This is a genomic window from Paractinoplanes toevensis (genome assembly GCF_018332695.1).
Taxonomy (GTDB): Bacteria; Actinomycetota; Actinomycetes; order Mycobacteriales; family Micromonosporaceae; genus Actinoplanes; species Actinoplanes toevensis.
The window spans coordinates 74,943-99,392 of record NZ_BOQN01000003.1; the positions used below are offsets into that span (position 1 = coordinate 74,943).

Annotated in this window: 18 protein-coding genes; 15 read left to right on the plus strand and 3 right to left on the minus strand. The window is 69.6% G+C overall.

Features of this window, described 5'->3' with window-relative positions:
* Window positions 1-51: 51 nt before the first annotated feature.
* Window positions 52-1,767, minus strand: coding sequence for a serine/threonine-protein kinase (locus Ato02nite_RS01435; RefSeq protein ID WP_246605960.1), 1,716 nt, complete (start codon window positions 1,765-1,767; stop codon window positions 52-54).
* A gap of 155 nt (window positions 1,768-1,922) precedes the next feature.
* Window positions 1,923-2,675: a GntR family transcriptional regulator gene (locus Ato02nite_RS01440; protein WP_213004475.1), complete on the minus strand. Its 753-nt coding sequence runs from the start codon at window positions 2,673-2,675 to the stop codon at window positions 1,923-1,925.
* 224 nt (window positions 2,676-2,899) lie between these two features.
* Between Ato02nite_RS01440 and iolC the strand changes: the two genes are divergently transcribed.
* Genes iolC through Ato02nite_RS01495 form a run of 11 tightly spaced genes read left to right on the plus strand, consistent with a single transcriptional unit; the run spans window position 2,900 to window position 14,720 of the window.
* On the plus strand, window positions 2,900-3,856 hold the full coding sequence (gene iolC, locus Ato02nite_RS01445; RefSeq protein WP_213004476.1) for a 5-dehydro-2-deoxygluconokinase: 957 nt from the start codon (window positions 2,900-2,902) through the stop codon (window positions 3,854-3,856).
* Window positions 3,849-4,718 carry a Cgl0159 family (beta/alpha)8-fold protein gene (locus Ato02nite_RS01450; RefSeq protein WP_213004477.1) on the plus strand — a complete coding sequence of 290 codons (870 nt, stop codon included), beginning with the start codon at window positions 3,849-3,851 and terminating at the stop codon, window positions 4,716-4,718. Before iolC ends, Ato02nite_RS01450 begins: the two co-directional genes overlap by 8 nt.
* Window positions 4,715-5,611, plus strand: coding sequence for a 5-deoxy-glucuronate isomerase (iolB, locus tag Ato02nite_RS01455; RefSeq protein WP_213004478.1), 897 nt, complete (start codon window positions 4,715-4,717; stop codon window positions 5,609-5,611). Before Ato02nite_RS01450 ends, iolB begins: the two co-directional genes overlap by 4 nt.
* Entirely contained in the window at window positions 5,608-7,506 is a 1,899-nt protein-coding gene (iolD, locus tag Ato02nite_RS01460) for a 3D-(3,5/4)-trihydroxycyclohexane-1,2-dione acylhydrolase (decyclizing) (protein ID WP_213004479.1), read from the plus strand. The genes iolB and iolD overlap by 4 nt, the downstream gene beginning before the upstream one ends.
* A 13-nt stretch (window positions 7,507-7,519) precedes the next feature.
* On the plus strand, window positions 7,520-9,016 hold the full coding sequence (locus Ato02nite_RS01465) for a CoA-acylating methylmalonate-semialdehyde dehydrogenase (protein ID WP_213004480.1): 1,497 nt from the start codon (window positions 7,520-7,522) through the stop codon (window positions 9,014-9,016).
* Window positions 9,017-9,025: 9 nt separating this feature from the next.
* Entirely contained in the window at window positions 9,026-9,973 is a 948-nt protein-coding gene (locus Ato02nite_RS01470) for a TIM barrel protein (protein WP_213004481.1), read from the plus strand.
* The gene (locus tag Ato02nite_RS01475) at window positions 9,960-10,952 is read left to right on the plus strand and encodes a sugar ABC transporter substrate-binding protein (protein ID WP_213004482.1); all 993 of its coding nucleotides are present in this window, start codon (window positions 9,960-9,962) and stop codon (window positions 10,950-10,952) included. Before Ato02nite_RS01470 ends, Ato02nite_RS01475 begins: the two co-directional genes overlap by 14 nt.
* 4 nt (window positions 10,953-10,956) lie before the next feature.
* Window positions 10,957-12,006, plus strand: coding sequence for an ABC transporter permease (locus tag Ato02nite_RS01480; protein WP_213004483.1), 1,050 nt, complete (start codon window positions 10,957-10,959; stop codon window positions 12,004-12,006).
* A 3-nt stretch (window positions 12,007-12,009) separates the two neighbouring features.
* Complete coding sequence (locus Ato02nite_RS01485) at window positions 12,010-12,828, plus strand: ATP-binding cassette domain-containing protein (protein ID WP_213004484.1); 819 nt, start codon at window positions 12,010-12,012, stop codon at window positions 12,826-12,828.
* Window positions 12,829-12,837: 9 nt separating this feature from the next.
* Window positions 12,838-13,857, plus strand: a complete 1,020-nt coding sequence (locus Ato02nite_RS01490) for a Gfo/Idh/MocA family protein (protein ID WP_213004485.1) — start codon at window positions 12,838-12,840, stop codon at window positions 13,855-13,857.
* A complete protein-coding gene (locus Ato02nite_RS01495) occupies window positions 13,854-14,720 on the plus strand; it encodes a sugar phosphate isomerase/epimerase family protein (RefSeq protein WP_213004486.1) in 867 nt (288 codons plus the stop codon). Before Ato02nite_RS01490 ends, Ato02nite_RS01495 begins: the two co-directional genes overlap by 4 nt.
* Here the strand turns inward: Ato02nite_RS01495 and Ato02nite_RS01500 are convergent.
* Complete coding sequence (locus Ato02nite_RS01500; protein WP_213004487.1) at window positions 14,707-17,499, minus strand: S8 family serine peptidase; 2,793 nt, start codon at window positions 17,497-17,499, stop codon at window positions 14,707-14,709. The two genes, Ato02nite_RS01495 and Ato02nite_RS01500, sit on opposite strands and share 14 nt — an antisense overlap.
* 78 nt (window positions 17,500-17,577) lie before the next feature.
* On the opposite strand from Ato02nite_RS01500, the gene Ato02nite_RS01505 reads away from it, so the two are divergent.
* The 4 genes from Ato02nite_RS01505 (at window position 17,578) to Ato02nite_RS01520 (ending at window position 24,343) form a co-directional block, all read left to right on the plus strand.
* Window positions 17,578-18,825: an FAD-binding protein gene (locus Ato02nite_RS01505; RefSeq protein WP_213004488.1), complete on the plus strand. Its 1,248-nt coding sequence runs from the start codon at window positions 17,578-17,580 to the stop codon at window positions 18,823-18,825.
* Window positions 18,826-18,941: 116 nt separating this feature from the next.
* A complete protein-coding gene (locus tag Ato02nite_RS01510; protein WP_213004489.1) occupies window positions 18,942-20,090 on the plus strand; it encodes a hypothetical protein in 1,149 nt (382 codons plus the stop codon).
* Window positions 20,091-20,196: 106 nt separating this feature from the next.
* A complete protein-coding gene (ftsH, locus tag Ato02nite_RS01515; RefSeq protein WP_246605961.1) occupies window positions 20,197-22,227 on the plus strand; it encodes an ATP-dependent zinc metalloprotease FtsH in 2,031 nt (676 codons plus the stop codon).
* A 1,204-nt stretch (window positions 22,228-23,431) separates the two neighbouring features.
* Window positions 23,432-24,343: a glycoside hydrolase family 16 protein gene (locus tag Ato02nite_RS01520; RefSeq protein WP_213004490.1), complete on the plus strand. Its 912-nt coding sequence runs from the start codon at window positions 23,432-23,434 to the stop codon at window positions 24,341-24,343.
* The last annotated feature ends 107 nt before the right edge of the window (window positions 24,344-24,450 follow it).

The following is a 24,450-nucleotide window of genomic DNA, read 5'->3' on the forward strand; positions in this document are numbered from 1 at the left end:
GCCGCGAGGGGGCGTGACCACCGTCCGGTCACGTCCCTTCGCGCTGTCCGGCTACCAGTCGAACTCGGGGCCGCGGGCGCTCCCGGCCGGCAGCAGCGGGCGCTCGGTGTACCGCCAGCTCTGGGCCACCACGTAGCGTCCGCCGTGCGGCGGGTTCAGGTCGACCGGCCCGCAGCTGTGCTTCAGGGCGAAATCGGTGAACATCAGACCCTTGCAGACGTACGGGCCGGCCACCACCTCGTCGCTCTTCGCGTCCCGTACGGTCATCGAGACGTCGGTCTGGATGCCGGGGGCCGCCTCGATCTGGCCCATCACCCGCACCGTCGGGCCCTCCGCGTGACACGGCCGGGCCAGCACCGGATGGCCCAGGGTCCAGCTGTACTCGTCGCCGCAGTGCCACGGTCCGAACTCGACCCTCGCGCCCGCCTGCACCGGCCCGGCCGAGACGCCGGCCGAGGCTTCGGCCTTTCCCTTCGCCCGCCCGCGCGGATCCGCCGGTGCCGCGCCGAGCGCGCCGGTGCCGCCGGTGAGCGCGGCCGGCTGCTCGACCGGGAGCCCGGACGGCACCGGGCCGGTCGGTTTCGCCGGTCCGGCGCTCGCGATCCCGGCGCCGCCACTCGCGGCCGGTGTGCTCGGCAGAGCCGGCTGGATCGCGAACGTGGCCGGGTTCTCCGGGGTGTTCATCAGCTTCCAGGCGTTGAAGCCGCCCAGGCCGGAGAGCACCACGGCCGCCGCGACCAGGGTGGCCATCAGGCCGTGGCGGCGGAACATCCAGGAGCGTGGGCCGTTGCGCGGTGGTCGTCGTCGCGCCGCGGGCCGGACCGACGGATGCGGCACACCCAACTGGGCGGTCACGCCGTACGCCTGATCGGAAGCGGCCGTGACCGACGCCAGAGCCGGCATCCCGGCCACCTGCCGGGCCAGATCCCGCAGCGCGGTCTCGAGCTCGCCGGCCGACGGCCGGCGGGCCGGGTCCTTGTCCATGCACCACTCGATCAGCGACCACACCGCCGGTGGCATGTCCGGGTGCGGTTCCGGTGTGTCCTCGAGGTGCTTGCGCAGCACGGCGTACGGCTCACCGGAGTACGGCGGGTGGCCGGTGACCAGCTCGTACAGCACGACACCGGCCGAGTAGACGTCGGACGCCGGCTCGGCCTCGCCGCGGACCGCCTCCGGCGACATGTAGTGCGGGGTGCCGACGATCGCCTGCGGCGTGGTCAGCCCGGCCGTGTCGAGCACCCGGGCGATGCCGAAATCGGTCAGCCGGACCTCGTCGCGGCCGTCCTCACCCTCCTGCAGCAGGATGTTGTCGGGTTTTACGTCCCGGTGCACCACGCCCAGCTCATGGGCCTGGGCGAGGGCCGCCGCGACCTGGGCGAGGAGATCGGCGGCCACCGCCGGCGGCAACGTCCCGGCGGTGTGCAGGCGGTTGCGCAGGCTGCCGCCGCGCACGTAGTCCATCACCAGGGCGAGCGAGCCGCCCACGCTGAACAGGTCGTGCACGCCGACGATGTTCTCGTGCCGCATCATCATCAGGATGGTGCGTTCCTGGACGAAGCGGATGACCAGTTTCGGTTGCCGCAACAGTCCCTCGTGGAGCAGTTTCACCGCCACGGACTCGCCGGTCGACCGGTCGATGCCGCGCCATACCGTGCCGGTCGCGCCGTGCCCGACCGGGCAGACGAGCACATAGGAGTTGCCGACGCAGCGGCCGCTCAGATCGGCGGTAGCGGCTGCGTCGCCGCTCGTGGAGAGGGATGACTGCACGTAGCGCCGTCCTTCCGAGATCGGGGGCGTGCCGATCGTGCTGATCGATCCCGGTCCGGAGCAACTTGCAGCGCCCGTTCTGTCAGGAACGGCGAGTAGCGGCCGAGCCCCGTATCCGAGGGTTCGGCTCGCTCGTTTCACCTTCGATTCGTGTCTCAGCCCGCCGACAGGTTGAGCTCGAAGCTGTAGCGGGCGGCCCGGTAGAGGTGGCTGCCGTACTCCAGGGCCCGGCCCCGATCGTCCCAGGCGGTGCGGGTCATGGTCAGCAGCGAGGCGCCGCGTTTCTCGCCGAGCATGCGGGCCTCGGCGAGGGTCGCGTTGCGCGCGCCGATCACCTGGGTGGCCATCCGCGGCACTCGTCCGGCCCGGCGCAACAGCTCGTAGAGGCCGCGTACCTCCAACTCCTCGCGCTTGAAGTCGCGGACGTCGAGCGGGATGGCGTTGTGCATCAGCGCGAGGGGCTCGTCGCCGGCGTAACGCAGGCGCTCGATCCAGGTGACCTCGGCCCCGGGCACCAGGTTGAGCGCGGCGGCCACCGTCGCGTCGGCCGGCACGACCGCGAGGCTGAGGACGGCGGTGCGCGGGCCCTGGTCGCCGGCGATCAGGTCGTCGTAGAGGCTGGACAGCTCGACCGGGCGGCGCACCTTGGGGTGCACGACCTGGGTGCCGACGCCACGTTTGCGCACGAGCATGCCGCGCTCGACGAGATATTGGATGGCTCGGCGCGTCGTCGGGCGGGAGACACCGAGCCGGTCGGCGAGGTCCACCTCGTTCTCGATGCGGTCGCCGACACCGATCTCACCGGACTCGATGAGCTCCTGCAAACGCGTCGCCACCTGGTAATACAGCGGCACCGGGCTGGTCCGGTCAACCTCGACCGGGCGCACCGGGGTTGGATCGGATGTCACGACATTCCCCCAATGAATTTCGATGTCTGCACAAGACTTTGTCAGGACAAAGTATTGACGTAAGAGACCTCACGTTATTACATCGAGGGCAGCAAACATAGCGTCGCCGGTCGGCTACCGACGGCTTCCACCGTTTCTTCATCGCGCCGTAACGAGCACGGCAGTCGGCATGCTTCCGCGTGCCCATTTCTGATTATTCGCGGGGATTCAGCGAAGGGATGCGCATGCCCTCCGACGAGGTACTGACGATGGGACGCATAGGCGTCGACCTGTACCCACAACAGATCGGGGTCTCGCTGCGTGAGGTGCGAACCTTCGCGAAGTTCCTCGGCGGCAGCGCGTCCAACGTGGCCGTCGCGGCCGCCCGGTACGGCCGGCGCACGGCACTGATCACCCGCACCGGCGACGACCCGTTCGGCGAGTTCCTGCACGACGCGCTGCGCGGCTTCGGGGTGGACGACCGCTACGTCACGCCGGTCGCGGCGCTGCCGACACCGGTGACGTTCTGCGAGATCTTCCCGCCGGACGACTTCCCGCTCTACTTCTACCGCTTCCCCAAGGCCCCCGACCTGGAGATCCACGAGTCCGAGTTGGACCTCGCCGCGATCCGCGCCGCCGGCATCTTCTGGATCACCGGCACCGGGCTGTCCCAGGAGCCGTCGCGGTCGGCGACGCTGGCCGCCCTGCGCGCCCGGGACCGGGCCGCCACCACCGTCTTCGACCTCGACTACCGGCCGATGTTCTGGGAGTCCCGGGAGGTGGCCCGCCGGTGGTACGCGGAGGCGCTGCCCTACGCGACCGTCGCGGTCGGCAACCTCGACGAGGCCGCCACCGCCGTCGGGGTCCGCACCCCGGCCGAGGCCGCCGACGCGCTGCACGCCGCCGGCGTCGAGCTGGCCGTTATCAAGCAGGGCCCGAAGGGTGTGCTCGCGTCGCGGAGGAACGGCGAGCGGGTGGAGGTGCCGCCGGTCCCGGTCGACGTGGTCAACGGCCTCGGCGCCGGCGACGCGTTCGGCGGTGCGCTCTGCCACGGCCTGCTGGCCGGCTGGGAACTCGGGGCGACGATGCGCTTCGCCAACGCTGCCGGGGCCATCGTCGCCTCGCGACTCTCCTGCGCCGACGCCATGCCCACCGAGACCGAGGTCCGCACCCTGCTCGGCGAGGAGGTCCGCAGTGCCTGAGTTCGCCGATCTTCTCGCGGTGCGCACGACGCGGCCGGATGCGATCGCCGAGGCGTCGGCGGCGCGGCGGCGGCCGACCAGCCTGTTCGGGTCGCACGGCAAGATGATGATCATCGCGGCCGATCATCCGGCCCGGGGTGCGCTGCGGGCCGGGGCCGACCCGCTGGCCATGGCCAACCGGGTCGACCTGCTCGATCGGCTGCGCACCGCGCTGGCCCGGCCGGGCGTCAACGGCGTGCTCGGCACCCCGGACATCCTCGAGGACCTGCTGCTGCTCGGCGCGCTCGAGGACAAGGTCGTGATCGGGTCGATGAACCGGGGCGGGCTGGCCGGGACGACGTTCGAGATGGACGACCGGTTCACCGCCTACGACGCCGGCAGCATCGCGGCGGCCGGGCTCGAGGGCGGCAAGATGCTGCTGCGCATCGACCCGGCCGACGCCGGCACGGTAGCCACCCTGGCGGCCTGCGGCACCGCGGTGACCGAGCTGGCCGCGCACCGGCGGATGGCGATGGTGGAGCCGTTCATCTCGCACCGGGTCGACGGGCGGGTGCGCAACGACCTGACCGCCGAGGCGATGATCCGGGCGATGACGGTGGCCGCCGGGCTGGGCACCACGTCCGCCTACACCTGGCTGAAGGTGCCGGTCGTGCCGGACATGGAACGGGTCATGGCGGCCACAACGCTGCCGGCGCTGATCCTCGGCGGCGAGGTCTCCGACGACGCCTCCGGCGCCTATGCCCAGTGGGCCAAGGCGCTTAGCCAGCCCACCGTGCAGGGCCTGGTCATCGGGCGCTCGCTGCTCTATCCCGCGAACGGCGGCGTCGCCGACGCGGTGGACCGGGCGGTGGGGCTGCTATGACACCGCGGGCGCGGGTCAATCCGCTGATGCGGCGGGGGAGCACGGCCGACAAACCGTTCGAGACGGTGGTGTCGCCGGAGAACGCCGGGTGGCGGTACAGCGGGCTGCGCATCCTCGATCTGCCGATCGGGGCGCGGGCGCGGTTCGTCACCGGCGACGACGAGATGCTGGTGCTGCCGCTGTCCGGGGGCTGCGACGTCACCTGCGACGACGAGCGGGTCACGCTGACCGGGCGGCGGTCGGTGTTCTCCCGGGTCACCGACTTCGCCTACGTTCCGCGGGATGCGACGGTGACCGTGCGGGCGCCCAACGGCGGGCGGTTCGCGCTGCCGTCCGCGCGGGCCGAGAACCGGCTGCCGTTCCGCTACGGGCCGGCCGAGGACGTGCCGGTCGAGCTGCGCGGAGCCGGGCAGGCCAGCCGGCAGGTCAACAACTTCTGCACGCCGGAGAGCTTCGAGGCCGACCGGCTGATCGCCTGCGAGGTGCTCACCCCGGGCGGCAACTGGTCGTCGTACCCGCCGCACAAGCACGACGAGCCGGGCGAGGGGGAGTCCGACCTCGAGGAGATCTACTACTTCGAGGTGGCGCCCTCGCCGGCGGGCGGTGCCGGCTGCGGCTTCCAGCGGGTGTACGGGCATCCGGACCGCCCGATCGACGTCTGCTCCGAGGTGCGCTCCGGCGATGTGGTGCTGATCCCGTACGGCTGGCACGGACCGTCGATGGCCGCCCCCGGTTACGACCTCTACTACCTCAACGTGATGGCCGGGCCGGGCGCGCGGGAGTGGCTGGTGCGCGACGACCCGGCGCACGGCTGGGTGCGGGCCTCCTGGACCGGGGTGCCGGTCGACCCCCGCCTCCCGCTCACCTCCTGCAAGGAAAGGACTCGCTCGTGAGACTCACCGTCGGCCAGGCCGTCGTCCGGTTCCTGGCCAACCAGTGGACCGAGCGCGACGGGGTGGAACAGCGCACGATCGCCGGCTGCTTCGGCATCTTCGGCCACGGCAACGTGGCCGGGATCGGGCAGGCACTGCTGCAGGCGCAGCGCACCGGCGAGGCCGACCTGCCCTATCACCTGGCCCGCAACGAGCAGGCCATGGTGCACGCGGCGGCCGGCTTCGCGCGGATGAGGAACCGGCTGTCCACGATGGCGTGCACCGCGTCGATCGGGCCGGGCTCGACCAACATGCTCACCGGCGCGGCGCTGGCCACCGTCAACCGGTTGCCCGTACTCCTGCTGCCGTCCGACGTCTTCGCCACCCGGGCCGCCTCGCCGGTGTTGCAGGAGCTGGAGGACCCGCGGTCCTACGACGTGAGCGTCAACGACGCGTTCCGGCCGCTGTCCCGCTTCTTCGACCGGATCTGGCGGCCCGAGCAGCTGCCGTCGGCGCTGCTGGCCGCGATGCGGGTCCTGACGGACCCGGTGGAGACCGGCGCGGTCACCCTCTGCCTTCCCCAGGACGTGCAGGCCGAGGCGTACGACTTCCCGGACGCGCTGTTCGCCAAGCGGGTCTGGCACGTGCCGCGGCAGATCGGTGAGCCGGCCGCGGTGGAACGGGCGGCCGAAGTGCTGCGCAATGCCCGGCGGCCGCTGCTGATCGCCGGTGGCGGGGTCATCTACTCCGAGGCGTCGGCCGAGCTGGACCAGTTCGCCCGGGAGACCGGCATCCCGGTCGCCGACACCCAGGCCGGCAAGGGCGCGCTCAGCTGGGACCACCCCAACTCGGTCGGTGGCGTCGGCTCGACCGGCACCCCGGTCGCGAACCGCCTGGCCCGGGACGCCGATGTGGTCATCGGGGTGGGCACCCGCTACAGCGACTTCACCACCGCCTCCCGAACGGCGTTCGCGAACCCGGACGTCCAGTTCATCAACATCAACGTGGCCGGGTTCGACGCGGCCAAGCAGTCCGCCCACCCCATCGTCGCGGACGCCCGGAACGGTCTGTCCGAGCTGCTCTCGGCGCTGGACGGCAAGCAGTTCCCGACCGGTTACCGGGTCGGCGTCGCCGAGTGGCAGGTGACGGTGGACGCCGCGTACCGGATCGGCCCGGATGCCTTTAGCCCGGTCAAGGGTGGTGGCGGGGCGGCGGACGGTAGCCCGCTGCCCGCTCAGGCCGAGGTGATCGGGGCGGTGAACGAAGTGTGCGGAGCACGCGACGTGGTGGTGCAGGCGGCCGGCAGCATGCCGGGCGATCTGCAGCTGCTGTGGCGGGCCCGCGATCCGAAGCAGTACCACGTGGAGTACGGCTACTCCTGCATGGGTTTCGAGATCGCCGGCGCGCTCGGCATCAAGATGGCCGACCCGAGCCGCGAGGTGTTTGCGCTGGTCGGCGACGGTTCCTACCTGATGATGGCGCAGGAGATCGTGACCGCGGTGGCCGAGGGCATCAAGCTGATCGTGGTCCTGGTGCAGAACCACGGCTTCGCCTCGATCGGCGCGCTGTCGGAATCCCTCGGGTCGCAGCGGTTCGGCACCAGTTACCGCTATCGCGGCGACACCCAGGACTACGACGGCGGCCCGCTGCCGGTGGATCTCGCGGCCAACGCGGAGAGCCTGGGTGCCGGCGTCATCCGCTGCCGCACGATCGCCGACCTTCGCGACGGGCTCAAGAAGGCGCGGGAGGCCGAGCGGCTGACCGTCGTGCACATCGAGACCGACCCGCTCTCGCCGGTGCCCTCCTCGGAGTCGTGGTGGGACGTACCGGTTCCGGAAACCTCGGAATTGTCAACGACGCAAGCGGCCCGCGGCGTGTATGAGGCCGCCAAGCGTGGCCAGCGGCAATACCTCTAGACGGGACTTCGAGATGGCAACGATCGAACACTGGATCGGCGGATCGTTCACCGCCGGATCCGGCCACCGGCGAGGCCCGGTGTTCAACCCGGCCACCGGTGAACAACAGCACGAGGTCGTGCTCGCCTCGACGGCCGACGTCGACGCGGCCGTGGGCGCCGCCCGGGCCGCCTTCGAGAGCTGGAGCCAGGCCTCGCTCAGCAAGCGCACGAAGATCCTGTTCAACTTCCGCGAGCTGGTCAACGCGCGGGTCGGCGAGCTCGCCGAACTCGTCTCGGACGAGCACGGCAAGGTGCTGTCCGACGCGGCCGGCGAGGTGCAGCGCGGCCTCGAGGTGATCGAGTTCGCCTGCGGCATCCCGGAGTTGCTCAAGGGTTCCTACACCGACCAGGCCTCCACCGGCGTGGACGTGTTCAGCTTCCGGGAGCCGCTCGGTGTGTGCGCCGGGATCACCCCGTTCAACTTCCCGGCCATGGTGCCGATGTGGATGCACCCGGTCGCCATCGCCTGCGGCAACACGTTCGTGCTCAAGCCCAGCGAGCGCGACCCCTCCGCGTCGAACTACGTGGCCGGGCTGTGGCGCGAGGCCGGGTTGCCGGACGGCGTCTTCAACGTCCTGCACGGCGACAAGGAGGCGGTCGACGGCCTGCTGCGGCACCCGGACGTCGCGGCCGTGTCGTTCGTCGGGTCCACCCCGATCGCCCGTTACATCCACCAGGAGGGCACCGCGAACGGTAAGCGGGTGCAGGCCCTCGGCGGAGCCAAGAACCACGCGATCATCCTGCCCGACGCCGACCTCGACTTCGCCGCCCAGCACCTGGTCGCGGCCGCGTTCGGGTCGGCCGGGGAGCGGTGCATGGCGATCTCGGCCGCGGTCGCGGTCGGCAGTGCCGGGGACGCGCTGATGGACCTGGTGTCGCGCAAGGCCGCCGAGGTGAAGGTGGGCCCGGGGCGCGATCCGAGCTCGGAGATGGGGCCGGTGGTCACCGCGGCCGCCAAGGAGCGCATCGAGTCGCTGATCGGCAGCGGCGAGAAGCAGGGCGCGAAGCTGCTGGTCGACGGGCGCGGGCTCCGGGTGGAAGGGCACGAGGGCGGGTTCTTCGTCGGCCCTACCGTCATCGACCAGGTGCAGCCGTCGATGGACGTCTACACCGAGGAGATCTTCGGGCCGGTGCTGTCCACCGTGCGCGCCGACGACGTGGACAGCGCCATCGACCTGATCAACAGCAACCCGTACGGCAACGGCACCGCGATCTTCACCAGCAGCGGCGAGGCCGCACGCCGGTTCCAGCGGGGCGTACGCGTCGGGATGATCGGCATCAACGTCCCCATCCCGGTGCCGATGGCCTACTACTCCTTCGGTGGATGGAAGGACTCGCTCTTCGGCGACAAGCACATCCACGGGCCCGAAGGGGTCTCGTTCTACACCCGCGGCAAGGTCGTGACCTCGCGGTGGCCGCACGTGGACCACGCGTCCGGCGCCTCCCTGCACTTCCCTACTGCTAGCTAAGGCCTCTTCATGGAGATTCGTCACCTGCAACTCGGTTCCTGCCCCGACTCGTGGGGTGTGTGGTTCGCCGACGACCCCCGGCAGACCCCCTGGCAGCGGTTCCTCGACGAGATGGTCGCCTCCGGTTACCACTGGCTGGAGCTCGGCCCGTACGGATATCTGCCGACCGATCCCGGCCGGCTGGCCGATGAGCTGGCCGCCCGTGGGTTGTCGGTGGCCGGCGGCACCGTCGCCGGGGCCGGCGGACCGCACAAGGACTTCGGCGCCGTGGTCGAGGCCACCCGCAAGGTCGCCGAGCTGACCGCGGCGGTCGGCGGGAAGAACGTCGTCTTCGTGCCGGTGCCGGGCTACCGCGACGACAACACCGGCGCCTACCGTGAGCCCGCCACCCTGGATGCCGATCAGTGGAAGACGCTGACCGACAGCAGCAACACCCTCGGCCGGATCCTGCTCGAGGAGTACGGCGTGCACATGCGCTTCCACCCGCACGCCGACTACCAGGTGGAGACCCAGGAGCAGACCGAGCGGTTCCTCGCCGAGACCGATCCCCGGTTCGTCTCGCTGTGCCTGGACACCGGGCATCTCGCGTACCGCAACGCCGATGTTCCCGGGCTGATCCGGAAGTACCCGGAACGCGTCGGCTACGTCCACATCAAGCAGATGGATCCGGCGATCGCCGCCCGCGCGGCCGCCGAGGACCTGGCGTTCGGTCAGGCCGTGGCGATGGGCGCGAGTGTCGAGCCACCCTCCGGCAGCCCGGACGTCCCGGCCGTGATGGACGCCCTGAGCGAGCTCGACGCCGAACTGTTCGTCGTGGTCGAGCAGGACATGTACCCGGTCGCCTTCGATGTGCCGCTGCCGATCGCGCAACGGACCCGCTCGTACCTCAATTCCGTCGGCCTGCACTCCCGGGCCGGCACCGTCCAGCATGAGGAGACACCCGATGATCCGGCTTAGCCGTACCCTCCGGTTCGCCGCCGCCCTGTCCGTCGCCGCCCTCGCTGCCACGGCCTGCAGCGGCGGCGGCCGCGAGAAGACCGACGACACCGGCACCGCGGGCGGCAACGCCGCCGGCAGCTCCGGTTACACGATCGCCTTCATCACCCACGAGACCCCCGGCGACACCTTCTGGGACAAGGTCAAGAACGGTGCCGAACAGGCGGCCAAGGACACCGGCGTCACGATGAAGTACTCCAACGACCCGGAGGCCCCCAAGCAGTCGGTGCTCATCCAGAACGCGGTCGACTCCAAGGTCAGCGGCATCGCCACCACGCTGGTCACGCCGGACGCCCTCGGCGGCGCGGTCAAGGCCGCCACCGACGCCGGCATCCCGGTGGTCGGGTTCAACTCCGGCATCGACGACTACCAGCGGCTCGGTGCGCTGATGTACTTCGGCTCGGACGAGACGGTCGCCGGAACCGCCGCCGGCAAGCGGATCGGCGAGGCCGGCGGCAAGCACCCGCTGTGCGTCATCCAGCAGACCGGGTCGGTGGCCCTCGAAGCCCGCTGCGCCGGCGTGAAGAGCTCGGTGCCGGGCACCGAGAACATCCAGGTCAACGGGGCCGACGACGCGGCCGTGACGTCGACCCTGCAGGCCAAGCTGGCGCAGGACAAGTCGATCGACTACATCGTGACGCTCGGCGCCCCGCAGGCGATCGACGCGCTCAAGGCGATCGACCAGGCCGGCAGCCAGGCCAAGGTGGTCACCTTCGACCTCAACCAGGAGGCGGCCCAGGACATCAAGGACGGCAAGATCGTCTTCTCGATCGACCAGCAGCCGTACGTCCAGGGCTACATGGCCGTCACGTCGCTGTACCTGTACCTGAAGAACGGCAACGACATCGGTGGCGGCAAGGCCGTGCTGACCGGGCCGTCCTTCGTGGACAAGGACAACATCGACAAGATCCTGCCCTTCACCAAGAACAACACGCGGTGACGTCATGACATCGACTGTTGAAGCGCCCGCACCGGCGGCCGGCCGAGTCAAGCTGGGCCTCTCCAACCGCCTTCTGGCCCGTCCCGAGATCGGCGCCCTGGTGGCCGCCGTCATCATCTTCATCTTCTTCCTGTCGCTCGCGCCGTCGTTCCGGTCGGCCGAGTCCTTCTTCACCGTGCTCTACCAGTCGTCGGTCATCGGCATCGTGGCCTGCGGCGTCGGCCTGCTGATGATCGGTGGCGAGTTCGATCTGTCGGCCGGCGTCATCGTCTACACGGCCGGCCTGTTCAACTCGATGTTCTGCTGGTATTTCGGCGTCAACCTGTGGGTCGGCGCGTTCCTGTCGCTCGCGTTCTGCCTGCTGATCGGTTTCCTGAACGGCTATCTGGTGATGCGCACCGGCATCCCCAGCTTCCTGATCACGCTGGGCACGTTCTTCGTGCTGCAGGGCGCCAACCTGGGCGTCACCAAGCTCGTCACCAAGACCGTCTCCAGCCTCGACGTCAGCAACATCGATGGGTACGACTCGCTGGGGAAGGTCTTCTCGTCCAGCTTCAAGGTCGGCTCGGTGACGATCTGGACCTCGGTGATCTGGTGGATCCTGTTCGTGGCCCTCGCCACCTGGGTCCTGCAACGCACCCGGGCCGGCAACTGGATCTTCGCGGTGGGCGGCAACCCGGACAGCGCCCGGGCCGTCGGTGTGCCCGTCCTCCGTACCAAAATCGGGCTTTTCATGACGGTGTCGTTCCTCGGCTGGTTCGTCGGCATGCACCAGCTCTACCGGTTCAACACGCTGCAGGCCGGCGGCGGTGTCGGCAACGAGTTCCTCTACATCATCGCCGCGGTCGTCGGCGGCACCCTGCTGACCGGTGGCTACGGCAACTCGATCGGCGTCGCGATCGGCGCGTTCATCTTCGGTATGACCAGCCTCGGCATCATCTACGCCGGCTGGGACCCGAACTGGTTCAAGGCGTTCCTCGGCGTCATGCTGCTGCTCGCCGTACTCGTGAATTTGTATGTGAAGCGGATGTCCACGATGCGGAAGGTGGGCTGAGCCATGACCGACACCCTTGCCTCGCACGCGGATCAGGGCCTGCACCGCGGGGAGCCGCTCATCGAGATGGACTCCGTCGGCAAGTCGTACGGCGCGATCCGGGCGTTGCGCGACATCAACCTGCGGGTCAACGCGGGCGAGGTCACCTGCGTGCTCGGCGACAACGGCGCCGGCAAGTCGACCCTCATCAAGATCATGTCGGGACTGCACCCGCACAACGAGGGCACCCTGCGGGTCGACGGCAAACCGGTGACCTTCAGCAGCCCGCGCGAATCCCTCGCGCACGGCATCGCCACCGTCTACCAGGACCTCGCCGTCGTCGGGCTGATGGAGGTCTGGCGCAACTTCTTCCTCGGCTCCGAGCTGACCGCCGGGAAGTTCCCCCTCGCCGGGCTCAAGGTCAAGCAGATGCGCGAGATCGCCGACACCGAGCTGCGCAAGATGGGCATCGTCGTCAAGGACATCAACCAACCCATCGGTACGCTCTCCGGCGGTCAGCGGCAGTGCGTCGCGATCGCCCGCGCCGTCTACTTCGGCGCCCGGGTGCTGATCCTCGACGAGCCGACCGCCGCGCTCGGCGTCAAGCAGTCCGGGGTCGTGCTCAAGTACGTCGCCGCGGCTCGCTCGGCCGGCCTCGGGGTCGTCTTCATCACCCACAACCCGCACCACGCCTACATGGTCGGGGACCACTTCGTGATCCTGAAGCTCGGCGAGACCACCCTCGACAAGACCCGCAAGGAGGTCAGCCTCGACGAGCTGACCACGCAGATGGCCGGCGGCGACGAGTTGGCCGAGCTGTCCCACGAACTCGGCCGGAAATAGGGGGTCTCCATGCTCAAGGTTGGTGTGATCGGCACCGGCATGATCGGTCAGGACCACATCCGGCGGATGACCACCGTGCTGTCCGGGGTGGCCGTGACCGCGGTCAGCGACGTCGACTCGGCGGTCGCCGCCGACGTCGGCGGCCGGATCGGGGCCACCGTGCACGCCACCGGCGAGGACGTCGTCGCCGACCCGCAGGTCGACGCGGTGCTGGTCTGCTCGTGGGGGCCCACCCACGAGCAGTACGTGCTGGCCGCGATCGCCGCCGGCAAGCCGGTGTTCTGCGAGAAGCCCCTGGCCACCACCCAGGAGGCCTGCCTGCGTATCGTCGAGGCCGAGGTGGCGTACGGCAGCCGGCTGGTGCAGGTCGGCTACATGCGGCGGTTCGACTTCGCCTACCGGCAGCTCAAGCTGACCCTCGAGTCGGGGGAGATCGGCTCGCCGCTGATGATGCACTGCGCCCACCGCAACGCCAGTGTGCCGTCGTTCTACCAGAAGGAGATGGCGATCACCGACACGGCGGTGCACGAGATCGACATGGCGCGCTGGATGTTCGGCGAAGAGATCGCGGCGGCCCGGGTCCTCGTCCCTCGCCGCAGTCGTAACGGCGGCGAGCTTCAGGACCCGCTCCTGCTGATCCTGGAGATGGCCAGCGGGGTGATCGTCGACGTCGAGCTCTCGGTCAACATCCGCTACGGGTACGACATCCGCGGCGAGATCGTGGGGGAGGACGGCACCGCGGCGCTGGGCTCGCTCTCCCCGCTGGAGATCCGGACCGCGAAACAGGTGATCACGCCGGTTCCGGCGGACTGGCGGGAACGCTTCCTGCAGGCGTACGACGTGGAGCTCCAGGAATGGGTGCACGCCCTCGCCCTCGGCGGCCGGCCACTCGGCCCCACCGCCTGGGACGGCTATGCCGCCGCGGTCGTCTCCGACGCGGGCGTGGCAGCGCTGCGCACCGGCGAACGGGTCGAGGTCACCCTGGTCGAGCAGCCGAAGCTCTACTCCTCGGCGGAGGTGGTGGCGTGAAGATCGCGCTCGACCCCTACATGCTGCGCAGAGTGCCGCTGCTCTCCCTGCCCGGTGTGGTGGCCGACCTCGGCTACCAGTACATCGAGATGTCGCCGCGGGACGACTTCCTGCCGTTCTTCCTGCACCCCCGGATAGACGACGCCGGGGTGGCCGCGTTCAAGCGGGCCCTGGCCGCGGCCGGCGTCGCCGTCTCCTCCGTGCTGCCCCTCTACCGCTGGTCGGGGCCGGACGAGGACGCCCGGCAGGCGGCCGTGCGGTACTGGAAACGGGCCATCGAGATCACCGTGGACCTCGGTGTCGACGTGATGAACTCCGAGTTCAACGGCCGCCCGTCGCAGCCCGGCGAGAGCGAGGCGCAGTTCTGGCGGTCTCTCGACGAGCTGTTGCCGATCTTCGAGCGGGAGGGCGTACGGCTGGTGCTCGAACCGCACCCGGACGACTTCGTCGAGGACGGCATCGCCGGTGTCAACCTGGTCCGCGGCATCAACTCGCCGAACGTGTCGTTCCTCTACTGCGCGCCGCACACCTTCCACCAGGGCGGTGATCTGGCCGCGGTGATGCGGCACGCCGGCCCGCTGCTGACCCAGCTGCACCTGGCCGACTCGTTCGACCATCGCGGGTCGTCCGGGCTCCGCTACATCGTCAACCCGCCCGGCTCGACCGCGCGGGTCCATCAGCACCTCGACATCGGGCAGGGCGAGGTCGACTGGGACCTCTTCTTCGCGACACTGGCCGAGATCGGGTTCGACGGCATCGCCACCGTCTGTGTCTTCGCATGGGAAGAGCGGGCCGAAGAATCGGCCCGCTCCAACCTGTCCCAGGTCAACCAATATGTGGAGAAGCACTTCAGGAAATCGTGAACGCCTTCGTCGTGGTGCTGACGTTGCCGAGCTTGTCGGTCGCCTTCAGCGTCCAGGTGACCGCGCCCTTGCTCATCGCCGACGTGTCGACGGCCAGTGTGTACGGGCTGGTCGTGCTGGTCGCCAGGCTCTGACCGGTGGCGTCGAGCAGTTCGAGCGACTCGACGCCGGCCGGGTCGGTGACCGCCACCTTGATCTGGGTGCCGGCCGAGGCGGCGAACTTGATGGTGGACACCGTCACCCTCGGGCCGGCGTAGTCCACGTTGACCGTCTTGCTGACGGTCAGCGTGTTGCCGGCCGTGTCGGTCGTCCGGACCGCCACCGCGTAGGCGCCGGCCAGGCCGGTGGTGTCCCAGTCGATCGACCACGGTGCCGAGGTGATCTGGGCGACCGGCTTGCCCTTGACCAGCAGGTCCATCGTCGCGATGTCGTCCGCCGGGTTGGTCAGCGCGATGGCGACGGTGCCCTTGACGTACGCCGTCGGCAGCGTCCAGACCGCCGACGGAGCCGTGTTGTCGACCCGGAACGTGCTGGTCGTCGTGGTGGCGTTGCCGGCGTAGTCGGTGGCGGTGACCGCCGCCGACACGTCACCGGTGATGCCGGTGCTGGTCCACCTGGCCGCGTACGGCGCGGTCGCGGCGCCGCTGACGGTGACGACCTTGCCGCTCGGCAGGGTCAGCGCCATCTTCACGGTCTTCAGGCCGGTCTCGTCGGTGACGTCCGGGGTGATGGTGATGGCACCGCGCACCGCGCTCGCGGTGACGTCGCCGACGACCGGGGCGGTGTTGTCGAACACCAGGGTCCGGTCGATCGTGGTGATCTGCCCGAGCTTGTCGGTGCCGCGCAGGGTCAGCGTGCTGCTGCCGTTGAACGCGCTGCCGTCGACCGGGATCACGTACGGCGTGGTGGTGTCCGTGCCGAGCACGTTGCCTTCCGCGTCGAGCACCTCGACCGAAGCGACCCCGGCCGTGTCCGTCGCGGCGGCCTTGATGTCGACGGTGCCGCGCAGCGCCGTCTTGGCCACGACGGTCGGGCTGCTCCAGGTCAGCTTCGGCCCGGCGTTGTCGACGCCGACGTTCTTCGTGGTGCCGGCGGTGTTGCCGGCCAGGTCGGTGACGACGACCTTGACCGCCATCGTGCCGGACAGCCCGGAGGTGTCCCAGTCGTACGTCCACGGCGCCGAGGTCACCGAGCCGACCTTGACGTTCTTGACGTACACGTCCATCTGGGCGAGGTCGTCCGCCGGGTTGTCCAGGGCGATCGCGGTGGTGCCGGTGACGAACGACGGGATGGTGGCGGCCGCCGACGGGGCGGTGTTGTCCACGTTGAGCACGGTCGTGGCGGTGGTGGTGTTGCCGGCCGTGTCGGTGGCGGTGATCGCGATGCCCACCGCGCCGGTGACCCCGGCACTGTTGTAGCTCATCGACCACGGTGCCTTGGCGGCGCTGAACGCGACCGTCCGGCCGTTCGGCGGGGTCACGACCATCCGCACCGACTTGACCGGGCCGGCCGCCGAGGCGACCGTCGGGGTCACCAGGATCTTGCCGCGGGCCGGGGAGGCCGGCGACACGGTGATGTCCGAGATGGCGAGGTCCGGGGTCGCGCTGATCCGCTGCACGGCGCCGGCGATGTCGAGGCGGCCCCGGGCGACCCAGGTGCCGACGCCGTCGGCGGAGTTCTCCAGCGCGTCGCGAACCTGGTCGGCGGTGGCGTCCGGCTCGGCCGACAGCACCAGGGCGGCGGCGCCCGCGACGAGCGGGGCGGACGAGCTGGTGCCCTCGAACATGGTGAAGTTGCCACCGCCGGCGGCCTGGGCGATGTTGCTGCCCGGCGCGGCCAGATCGACCCACGGGTCGGCCGGGCTGTTGTAGTTGGTCCAGGAGTACTTGGTGTCGGTCTGGGTCGAGCCGGCGACCGCGATCGCCGGGATGCTGGCGGCCGGGTAGGTGCGGGTGACCTTGCCGTCGTTGCCGGCCGAGGCCACCACGACGACGTTGTGCGCGTAGGCGTACTGGACGGCCGAGTCGAGCAGCTGGCTGCTCTCCGCGCCGCCGAGCGACAGGTTGATCACGTCGGCGCCGTTGTCGGCGGCGTACATGATGCCCTTCGCGATGTTGTCGTACGTGCCGGTGCCGTCCGCGCCCAGCACCTTGACCGGGAGGATCCGGCATTCCCAGCAGACGCCGACCATGCCGGAGCCGTTGTTGGCGGCGGCCGCGGCCACGGTGGCCACCGCCGTGCCGTGCCCGGCGTCGTCGCTCGGGCCGCTGTCGTCGTTGACGAAGTCGTAGCCGGGCAGCACCCGGCCGGCGATCTCACTGACCTCGTTGACCCCGGTGTCGACCACGGCCACCACGACGCTGTCGCCGGTGGTGACATCCCAGGCCGCCGGGGCCTTGGCGGTGGTCAGACCCCACTGCCGGCTGAAGAGGGTGTCGTCGGGCGTGACGGCGTCGGCCTTGGCGACCGCGTTCGTCTCCACGTACGCGACGTTCGGGTCGGCCTTGAGCGTGGCCACCGCGTCCGCCCGGTCCGCGGCGGGCACCGCGACGGTCACGGCGCTCAGCTCGGCCGATGCGTCGCTGGACAGCACCGTGACGTCCGGGTCGGCGTCGAGCTTGCGTACGGTGGTGGCCACCGTCGACGCGGAGCGCAGGCCGACGATCAGTTCGGTCGGGGTCTTCGTGGCTGCGAAGACCGGCGTGGCGGCGGCTGCGGATACACCGAGCGAAGCTGCGGCGATGACCGCTGCGGTTGCGGCCGGGAGTCGATACCTCAAGTCAGATCACCTCGCGGGGCAACATCGGTTGTTCCGCGGGCTATTCAAGATCTTTTCCCGGGGTCATAAGCTGGGGCGATGAGCGAGCGCGTAACGAACTGGGCCGGCAACATCGTCTTCGGTGCGAAGCGGTTGCACCGACCGGAAAGCGCCGAACAGATCCAGGATCTGGTCGCGGCGGGCGGACCACTGCGCGTTCTGGGCAGCGGGCACTCGTTCAACCGGATGGCCGACACCGACGGCGACCTGATTTCGCTGGCCGATCTGCCGCGGATCGTGGAGATCTCGCCGGACCGCCGGTCGGTCCGGGTCGACGGCGGCATCCGCTACGGCGATCTCGCCGTCCGGCTGTACGAGGAGGGCCTGGCCCTGCACAACATGGCGTCGCTGCCGCACATCTCGGTGGCCGGCGCGGTCGCCACCGCCACGCACGGCTCCGGGGCGCGCAACGCCAACCTGGCCACCGCCGTCTCCTCGGTCGAGCTGATCGACGGCACCGGCCGGCCGGTGACCCTGACCCGGGACGACCCCGACTTCCTCGGCGTGGTCGTCGGGCTGGGCGCGCCGGGCATCGTCACGGCACTGACCCTCGACGTGGTCGAGGCCTTCGAACTGCGCCAATACGTGTACGACACGGTTCCGCGCGCGTCGATCGAGAGCCACCTGGCCGAGATGCTCGCCGACGGTTACAGCGTCAGCCTGTTCACCGACTGGACCGGCCTGGACGCCAACATGGGCTGGCTCAAGCGGGCCTCTGAGCTCTCCGGGGACTGGTTCGGCGCGCGCCGGGCGGACGGGCCGCGGCACCCCGTCCCGGGCATGCCCCCGGCCAACAGCACCGACCAGTCCGGCGAGCCGGGCCCGTGGCACACCCGCCTGCCGCACTTCCGGATGGAGTTCACCCCGAGCGCCGGCGCCGAACTGCAGTCGGAGTGGCACGTCGCGGCCGGCGACGCCCTGGCCGCGATCGACGCGGTGGCCTCGATCCGCTCGCTCGTCGCCTCGGTGCTGCAGGTCTGTGAGATCCGCGCGATCGCGGCCGACGAGCTGTGGCTGAGCCCGAACTACCACCGGAACAGCGTGGCGCTGCACTTCACCTGGATCGCCGACACCGACGCGGTGCTGCCGGTGGTCGCGGCGGTCGAGGAGCGGCTGGCGCCGCTGCACCCGCGCCCGCACTGGGGCAAGGTCTTCACCACCCCGCCGTGGGTGCTGGCCGCGGATTACGAGCGGTTCGGCGATTTTCAAGATCTCGTACGCCGTTACGACCCGGCCGGGACATTCCGAAACCCCTGGCTGGACGCCATCCTGGGGGATGTCAAATAAACCGGTAACAACCTGCGCAGATAAAAACTTCGTTAAGTGTTGATCCGCTCGTGGGAGCGCTCCCGTATTGCCAGCCGAAGCGAATTGGTCAGGCTTACGGGAAGGCGCAGGATCCAATGTACAGGTCCCGGTCGTACAAGAAACCCACCAGTAACGCGCGCCGCTGGCAGATCGGTGCCGTGGCCGGGGTTGCGGTCGCCATCGTGGGCGTCGGTCTCGGCGTCGCCTCCGCCGCCGAGGCCGTCCCGACGGTCAACTGCCCCGCCGTCAAGATCGGCGTCGCGGTGCCGGCTCAGGCGCAGGCCGAGGTGCAGAGCAATCTCCAACTGCTCAACACCCAGATCAACGAGGCCAACACCCGGCTCAAGAATACGGTCGGCCAGGGCGGCCCCGCCTTCATCCAGAACGCGATCCTCGGCCCGCTGGCCGACAAGCGGTTCGCCACGATCAACCGGATGGAGACGGCGATCGGCCGCAACGCGGCCAAGCCCGATCTCAACGCCGAAGGCCTGAAGACCTGCACGCTGAACCAGAACGGCGGCACGTCCGCCGCGCAGCCCACCGCGGTGGCCACCTCGGCCGCTTCCGCGGGCGGCGGCTCCGCCGCGGCCGGCGGCGTCGGCAACATCAGCTGCCCGCAGGTCAACGTGAACGTCGCCGTGCCCGCGTCGGCCTCCGCCGAGGTGCAGCGCAACCTCGAACTGCTCAACACCCAGATCGCCGAAGCGCAGAAGCGGCTCGAGACCTCGGTCGGCCAGGGTGGCGCCGCGTTCGTGCAGAACGCCATCCTCGGCCCGCTGGCCGACAAGCGGTTCGCCACGATCAACCGGATCGAAACCGCGATCGGCCGCCAGTCCACCAAGCCGAACCTGAACGCCGAAGGCCTCAAGACCTGCACCGTCAGCAGCAGCGCCGGTGCGGCGCAGGGCACCGGGGTCCAGGTCCAGGACGCCGCGGCGGTCGCCGCCTCGGCCGGCAAGATCAGCTGCCCGGCCGTGAACGTCAACGTGGCGATCCCGGTCCAGGCCGCGGCCGAGGTGCAGCGCAACCTCGACCTGCTCAACACCCAGATCGCCGAGTCGCAGAAGCGCCTCGAGACCTCGGTCGGGCAGGGCGGCGCCGCCTTCGTGCAGAACGCCATCCTCGGCCCGCTGGCCGACAAGCGGAACTCGACGATCAACCGGATCGAGACCGCGATCGGCCGCAACGCCGCCAAGCCGGACCTGAACGCCGAGGGTCTGAAGACCTGCACCGTCGTGAAGTAGCGACAACCCTGGTCGGATCTCCGGGTGCCCCCAACGGTGGTGGGGCGCCCGGAGATCTTGCTTACGCTCACATCTTCCTGTCACACACCAGCGGTACCTTTTGCTCATGCCCGCCGATGCGCCGAAACAGCCCACCCGCCACCCGTGGCGGGTCGAGGGAGCGCCACCCTCCACCGACCCCGAGGGCCCGAAGAAGCCGCGGCCCGCGTGGATGCGTTTCGGCTGGATGCTGGTGGTGCTGCTGGCGATCAACTGGATCATCTCGTCGTTCCTGCTGTCGCCGCCCGAGCGCACCCCGGTGTCCTACACGTTCTTCCTGACCCAGGTGCAGTCGGCCAACGTCAAGGAGATCACCTCCACCGGCGACACCATCGAGGGCGAGTTCACCAAGAAGGCGTCCTACACGCCGTCCGGCGAGACCAAGGCCGAAGAGGTCGACCGCTTCACCACCCAGCGGCCCTCGTTCGCCGACGACGATCTGTTCGCCAAGCTGCAGGCCACCAACGTCCCGGTCAACGCCAACTCGCCCGACAAGTCCGCGCCCGTCTGGCAGCAGATCCTGGTCGGCTTCGGTCCCACCCTGCTGCTCGTCGGCCTGCTGGTCTGGTTCAGTCGCCGGGCCGCGGCCGGGCTCGGCGGGGGCGGTGGCCTCGGCGGCTTCGGCCGGTCCCGGGCCAAGCTCTACCAACCCGAGTCCGGGCCGCGCACCACCTTCGCCGACGTGGCCGGCATCGAGGAGGTCGAGCAGGAGGTCACCGAGATCGTCGACTTCCTGCGCGAGCCCGAGAAATACCGCAAGCTCGGCGCCCAGATCCCGCACGGCGTGCTGCTGTCCGGCCCGCCCGGCACCGGCAAGACGCTGCTGGCCCGCGCGGTCGCCGGCGAGGCCCAGGTGCCGTTCTTCTCGATCTCCGCCTCCGAGTTCATCGAGATGATCGTGGGCGTCGGCGCCTCCCGGGTCCGTGACCTGTTCGACCAGGCGAAAAAGGTCGCCCCGTCGATCATCTTCATCGACGAGCTCGACGCCATCGGCCGCGCCCGCGGCGGCTCCCAGTCGCTCGGCGGCAACGACGAGCGCGAGCAGACACTCAACCAGATCCTCACCGAGATGGACGGCTTCACCGGCAGCGAGGGCGTCGTCGTGCTCGCCGCCACCAACCGCGCCGAGATCCTCGACTCGGCGCTGCTGCGCCCCGGCCGCTTCGACCGCCGGGTCACCGTCAGCCCACCCGACCTGTCCGGCCGCCGGGCCATCCTCGCCGTGCACACCCGCGGCGTCCCCGTCGCCGAGGGCGTCGACCTCGACGCCCTCGCCTCCTCGACCCCCGGCATGGTCGGCGCCGACCTGAAAAACCTGGTCAACGAGGCCGCCCTGCTCGCCGCCCGGCGCGGCCACGACCAGGTGCTGACCCCCGACTTCACCGACGCCCTCGAAAAGATCATGCTGGGCACGGTCCGCGGCATCATGCTCAACCCCGACGAGAAGGAGCGCACCGCGTTCCACGAGTCGGGGCACGCACTGCTCGGCATGCTCACCCCGGGCGCCGACCCGGTCCGGAAGATCTCGATCATCCCGCGCGGCCAGGCCCTCGGCGTGACCTTCCAGAGCCCGTCCACCGACCGGTACGGATACTCGGCGAAGTACCTCCGCGGGCGGATCATCGGGGCGCTCGGCGGGCGGGCCGCCGAAGAGGTCGTCTACGGCGACATGACCACCGGTGCCGAGTCCGACCTCGACCAGGTCAGCAACATCGCGCGCCAGATGGTCGGGCGGTGGGGCATGTCCGACGCGATCGGGCCGGTCACGGTTCTGCCGCCGCCGGGGCAGGAGTCGCCGCTCGGGCTCGACGGGGTGGCGCCGGCGACCAAGGAGCTGATCGACGCCGAGGTCCGTAAGATCGTCGAGTCCTGTTATGCCGAGGCCCTGTCGTTGCTGCGGTCCCACCGGGCTCAGCTCGACGGGCTGGCGCAGCGGCTTCTCGCGGCCGAGACTCTCGACGAGTCCGATGCCTATGCAGCTGCTGGGATTGATCGGGCCTCGGCTCCGGGGGCGGTTGCTCGTGGCGAGATTCCTGGGGTTTCTGTTGCTCCTGGTCTTCCCTTGCCTGGTCTTTCCGATGCTGCCTCTGGGCGTTGAGCCTTCCGTTCTTCTTGCGCTGGGACGGTTGTGGGCCGGGAGTGACCATGCTGGGCGGTAAAGCATCTATGCCCTGCATGGCCACTCCCGGCCCACAACCTTGCCTGGTATTTCCGCGGCGGGCAGGATCTTGGTCGCCCGCTGGCTCCGGCTGAGCGATCGCCTCGCCCTCGGTGGGCACTGCTGCCGCGCTTCTGGTTTCGCCGGGCGGCTTGGTTGCGCCGGCCCGGCTTTGTGGTGGGCTAAGCGAACATTCCGCGCCTCTTGCGGCCGTAGACGTGAACCTGGGCTGGGCGCGGGCGATGCGCTTAGCTTGCCCCGTTGCCCCGTTGCCCCGTTGCCCCGTTGCCCCGTTGCCCCGTGCCTCCGAGCCGGGGCCTGCCGGCTCTGCTCAGCCCGTCGTGGTTGCGGCGGGTCGTTTGGTCCGCTTTGTTAGCTTGCACCCTTACCCCGAGCCGGGGCCGGGCGGCTCTGCTCAGGACCGTCGTGGTGCGGTGGGTCGTTTTGGTACGGCTTTGTTGGCTTGCCCCGTTGCGTCCGAGCCAAGATGCTCGCCTGTCGCGCGCTCAGGGGTGCTTCAGTGCGGACGAAATGCCATAAAAACTAATAACAGCCCGTCCGGGCGTGGTTGCGGTGAGCGGTTTGGAGCGCCTGTTGGCTTGCTCCGTTTTGTTCCGGCTGGCGCTCGCCTGGTGTGACTTCGCTCCGCTTGTGGTTTGTCGGCGGGCGGCGCCGCCTGACGCGCCGACACGGGTCGGGCCGCGTGCCGGTTCAGGTCGGCTGGTCGACCGCCTCGCGGATGTGGCCGTGCTGGTGGCTTCGCCTCGTTGCGGTTGCTTTTGTCCTCGGCGGGGCCTCGCCGCGTAGGGCCTTGATCTGGGTGAGCCGATCCCGCCAGCTTTGGGAACGCAAGCTCCATCAGCACCGTGAAGCCGACGACGGCAATGGGTTGGTTTGGGGTGGGGCTTTGTTGCTCTTCCTCTATCTTCGGTTTTGTAGGTTATGGGGTTTTGATTTGTTGGTTGGGGTGGGGCTGGTGGGGTGGGGGTTGACTTTTGGGGGATTTGAGGAGGTCTCTCGGTGATCATGTGGTTGCGCAGCGTATGACGTTTCGGCGGGGTTTTTGGGGGCGTGGCCGGAAGGGCCTAATGTGGGGGCTGTTCGCTCTCGCGGGGTCCGGCATTCACTCTGTAGGTGGCAGGATGTGCGGGATCACATTCGCGATTGCGCCGGATGTCGGCCGGTTTGTCTGCCTGGAGGGGTTTTGCTCAAGCGGTTTGTCGCGCTCGGTTTGGGCCTTGCCCTCTCGTGTGCCGTCGCGGCCTGCGGGCCCGATGAGGCAGGCGACGCCGCCGACCCCACCTTCGTGACGCCCAGTGGCGTCGCGTCGTCGGGGGCCAAGAGCCCGGCCAGCAGTGCGCCGCCCGCCAAGACGGTGAAGTGGGGCAAGCCGGTCATGGTGGAGGAGTTCGACGGGCCGCTGTCCAGCAACTGGGCCCGTTACCACACCCCGGACGCCAAGAAGTCGCCCCGCAGCCATAACAACATCTCGGTCTCCGACGGCCTGCTGCATCTCACCGGCGGTGTCGACAAGGCTTACGGCAAGGACGTCGGCGCCGGCGTCATGTATTTGAAGGACTACAAGTACGGGCACTTCGAGGTCCGGTTCCGGGTGGATGCCGGTGCCGGTTATGCCCTGGCGATTCTGATGTGGCCGAAGAACAACGACGACTGGCCCGAGGCCGGTGAGATCGACTTTCTCGAGATCAACAATCCGACCCGCCAGACGGCCAGCGGTTACGTGCACCACGGCAAGGACAACGAGACCGTGGGCATCGACAGTTATCAGGCCGACTTCACGAAGTTCCACACCATTTCCGGGGACTGGCTGCCCGATCGCATCACCTATTACCTGGACGGCAAGCAGGTGTTCAATGCCGTGCCGAGCGACCTGAAAGCCGGCCTGCCCGACGAGTCGGTGATGAACCTGGCGATCCAGCTCGATCAGGGCTGCCGCAAGTGGATCCCGTGCCGTAACGAGCAAACCCCGGAAAAGGTAGTTATGGACGTTGACTGGGTAAAGATCTACAAAATGCCCAAAAACTACAAGCCATAGGTCGGGTTTTCGCTATCGACCTCGGCCGGAGGGTCATAATCCCAGGCCGTTCCTCCGTCGCGCGCTCCGCCGTCCGCCCTGAAGGATGGCTTGACGTGCCTGGACGC

What these genes read in the sequence shown, in the direction of transcription:
- Ato02nite_RS01480 (WP_213004483.1), top strand. Translation starts at nt 10,957, where the DNA reads ATGACATCGACTGTTGAAGCGCCCGCACCGGCGGCCGGCCGAGTCAAG.
- Ato02nite_RS01485 (WP_213004484.1), top strand. Translation starts at nt 12,010, where the DNA reads ATGACCGACACCCTTGCCTCGCACGCGGATCAGGGCCTGCACCGCGGG.
- iolC (WP_213004476.1), top strand. Translation starts at nt 2,900, where the DNA reads ATGCCCTCCGACGAGGTACTGACGATGGGACGCATAGGCGTCGACCTG.
- Ato02nite_RS01510 (WP_213004489.1), top strand. Translation starts at nt 18,942, where the DNA reads ATGTACAGGTCCCGGTCGTACAAGAAACCCACCAGTAACGCGCGCCGC.
- ftsH (WP_246605961.1), top strand. Translation starts at nt 20,197, where the DNA reads ATGCCCGCCGATGCGCCGAAACAGCCCACCCGCCACCCGTGGCGGGTC.
- Ato02nite_RS01505 (WP_213004488.1), top strand. Translation starts at nt 17,578, where the DNA reads ATGAGCGAGCGCGTAACGAACTGGGCCGGCAACATCGTCTTCGGTGCG.
- iolB (WP_213004478.1), top strand. Translation starts at nt 4,715, where the DNA reads ATGACACCGCGGGCGCGGGTCAATCCGCTGATGCGGCGGGGGAGCACG.
- Ato02nite_RS01490 (WP_213004485.1), top strand. Translation starts at nt 12,838, where the DNA reads ATGCTCAAGGTTGGTGTGATCGGCACCGGCATGATCGGTCAGGACCAC.
- Ato02nite_RS01470 (WP_213004481.1), top strand. Translation starts at nt 9,026, where the DNA reads ATGGAGATTCGTCACCTGCAACTCGGTTCCTGCCCCGACTCGTGGGGT.
- Ato02nite_RS01475 (WP_213004482.1), top strand. Translation starts at nt 9,960, where the DNA reads ATGATCCGGCTTAGCCGTACCCTCCGGTTCGCCGCCGCCCTGTCCGTC.
- Ato02nite_RS01465 (WP_213004480.1), top strand. Translation starts at nt 7,520, where the DNA reads ATGGCAACGATCGAACACTGGATCGGCGGATCGTTCACCGCCGGATCC.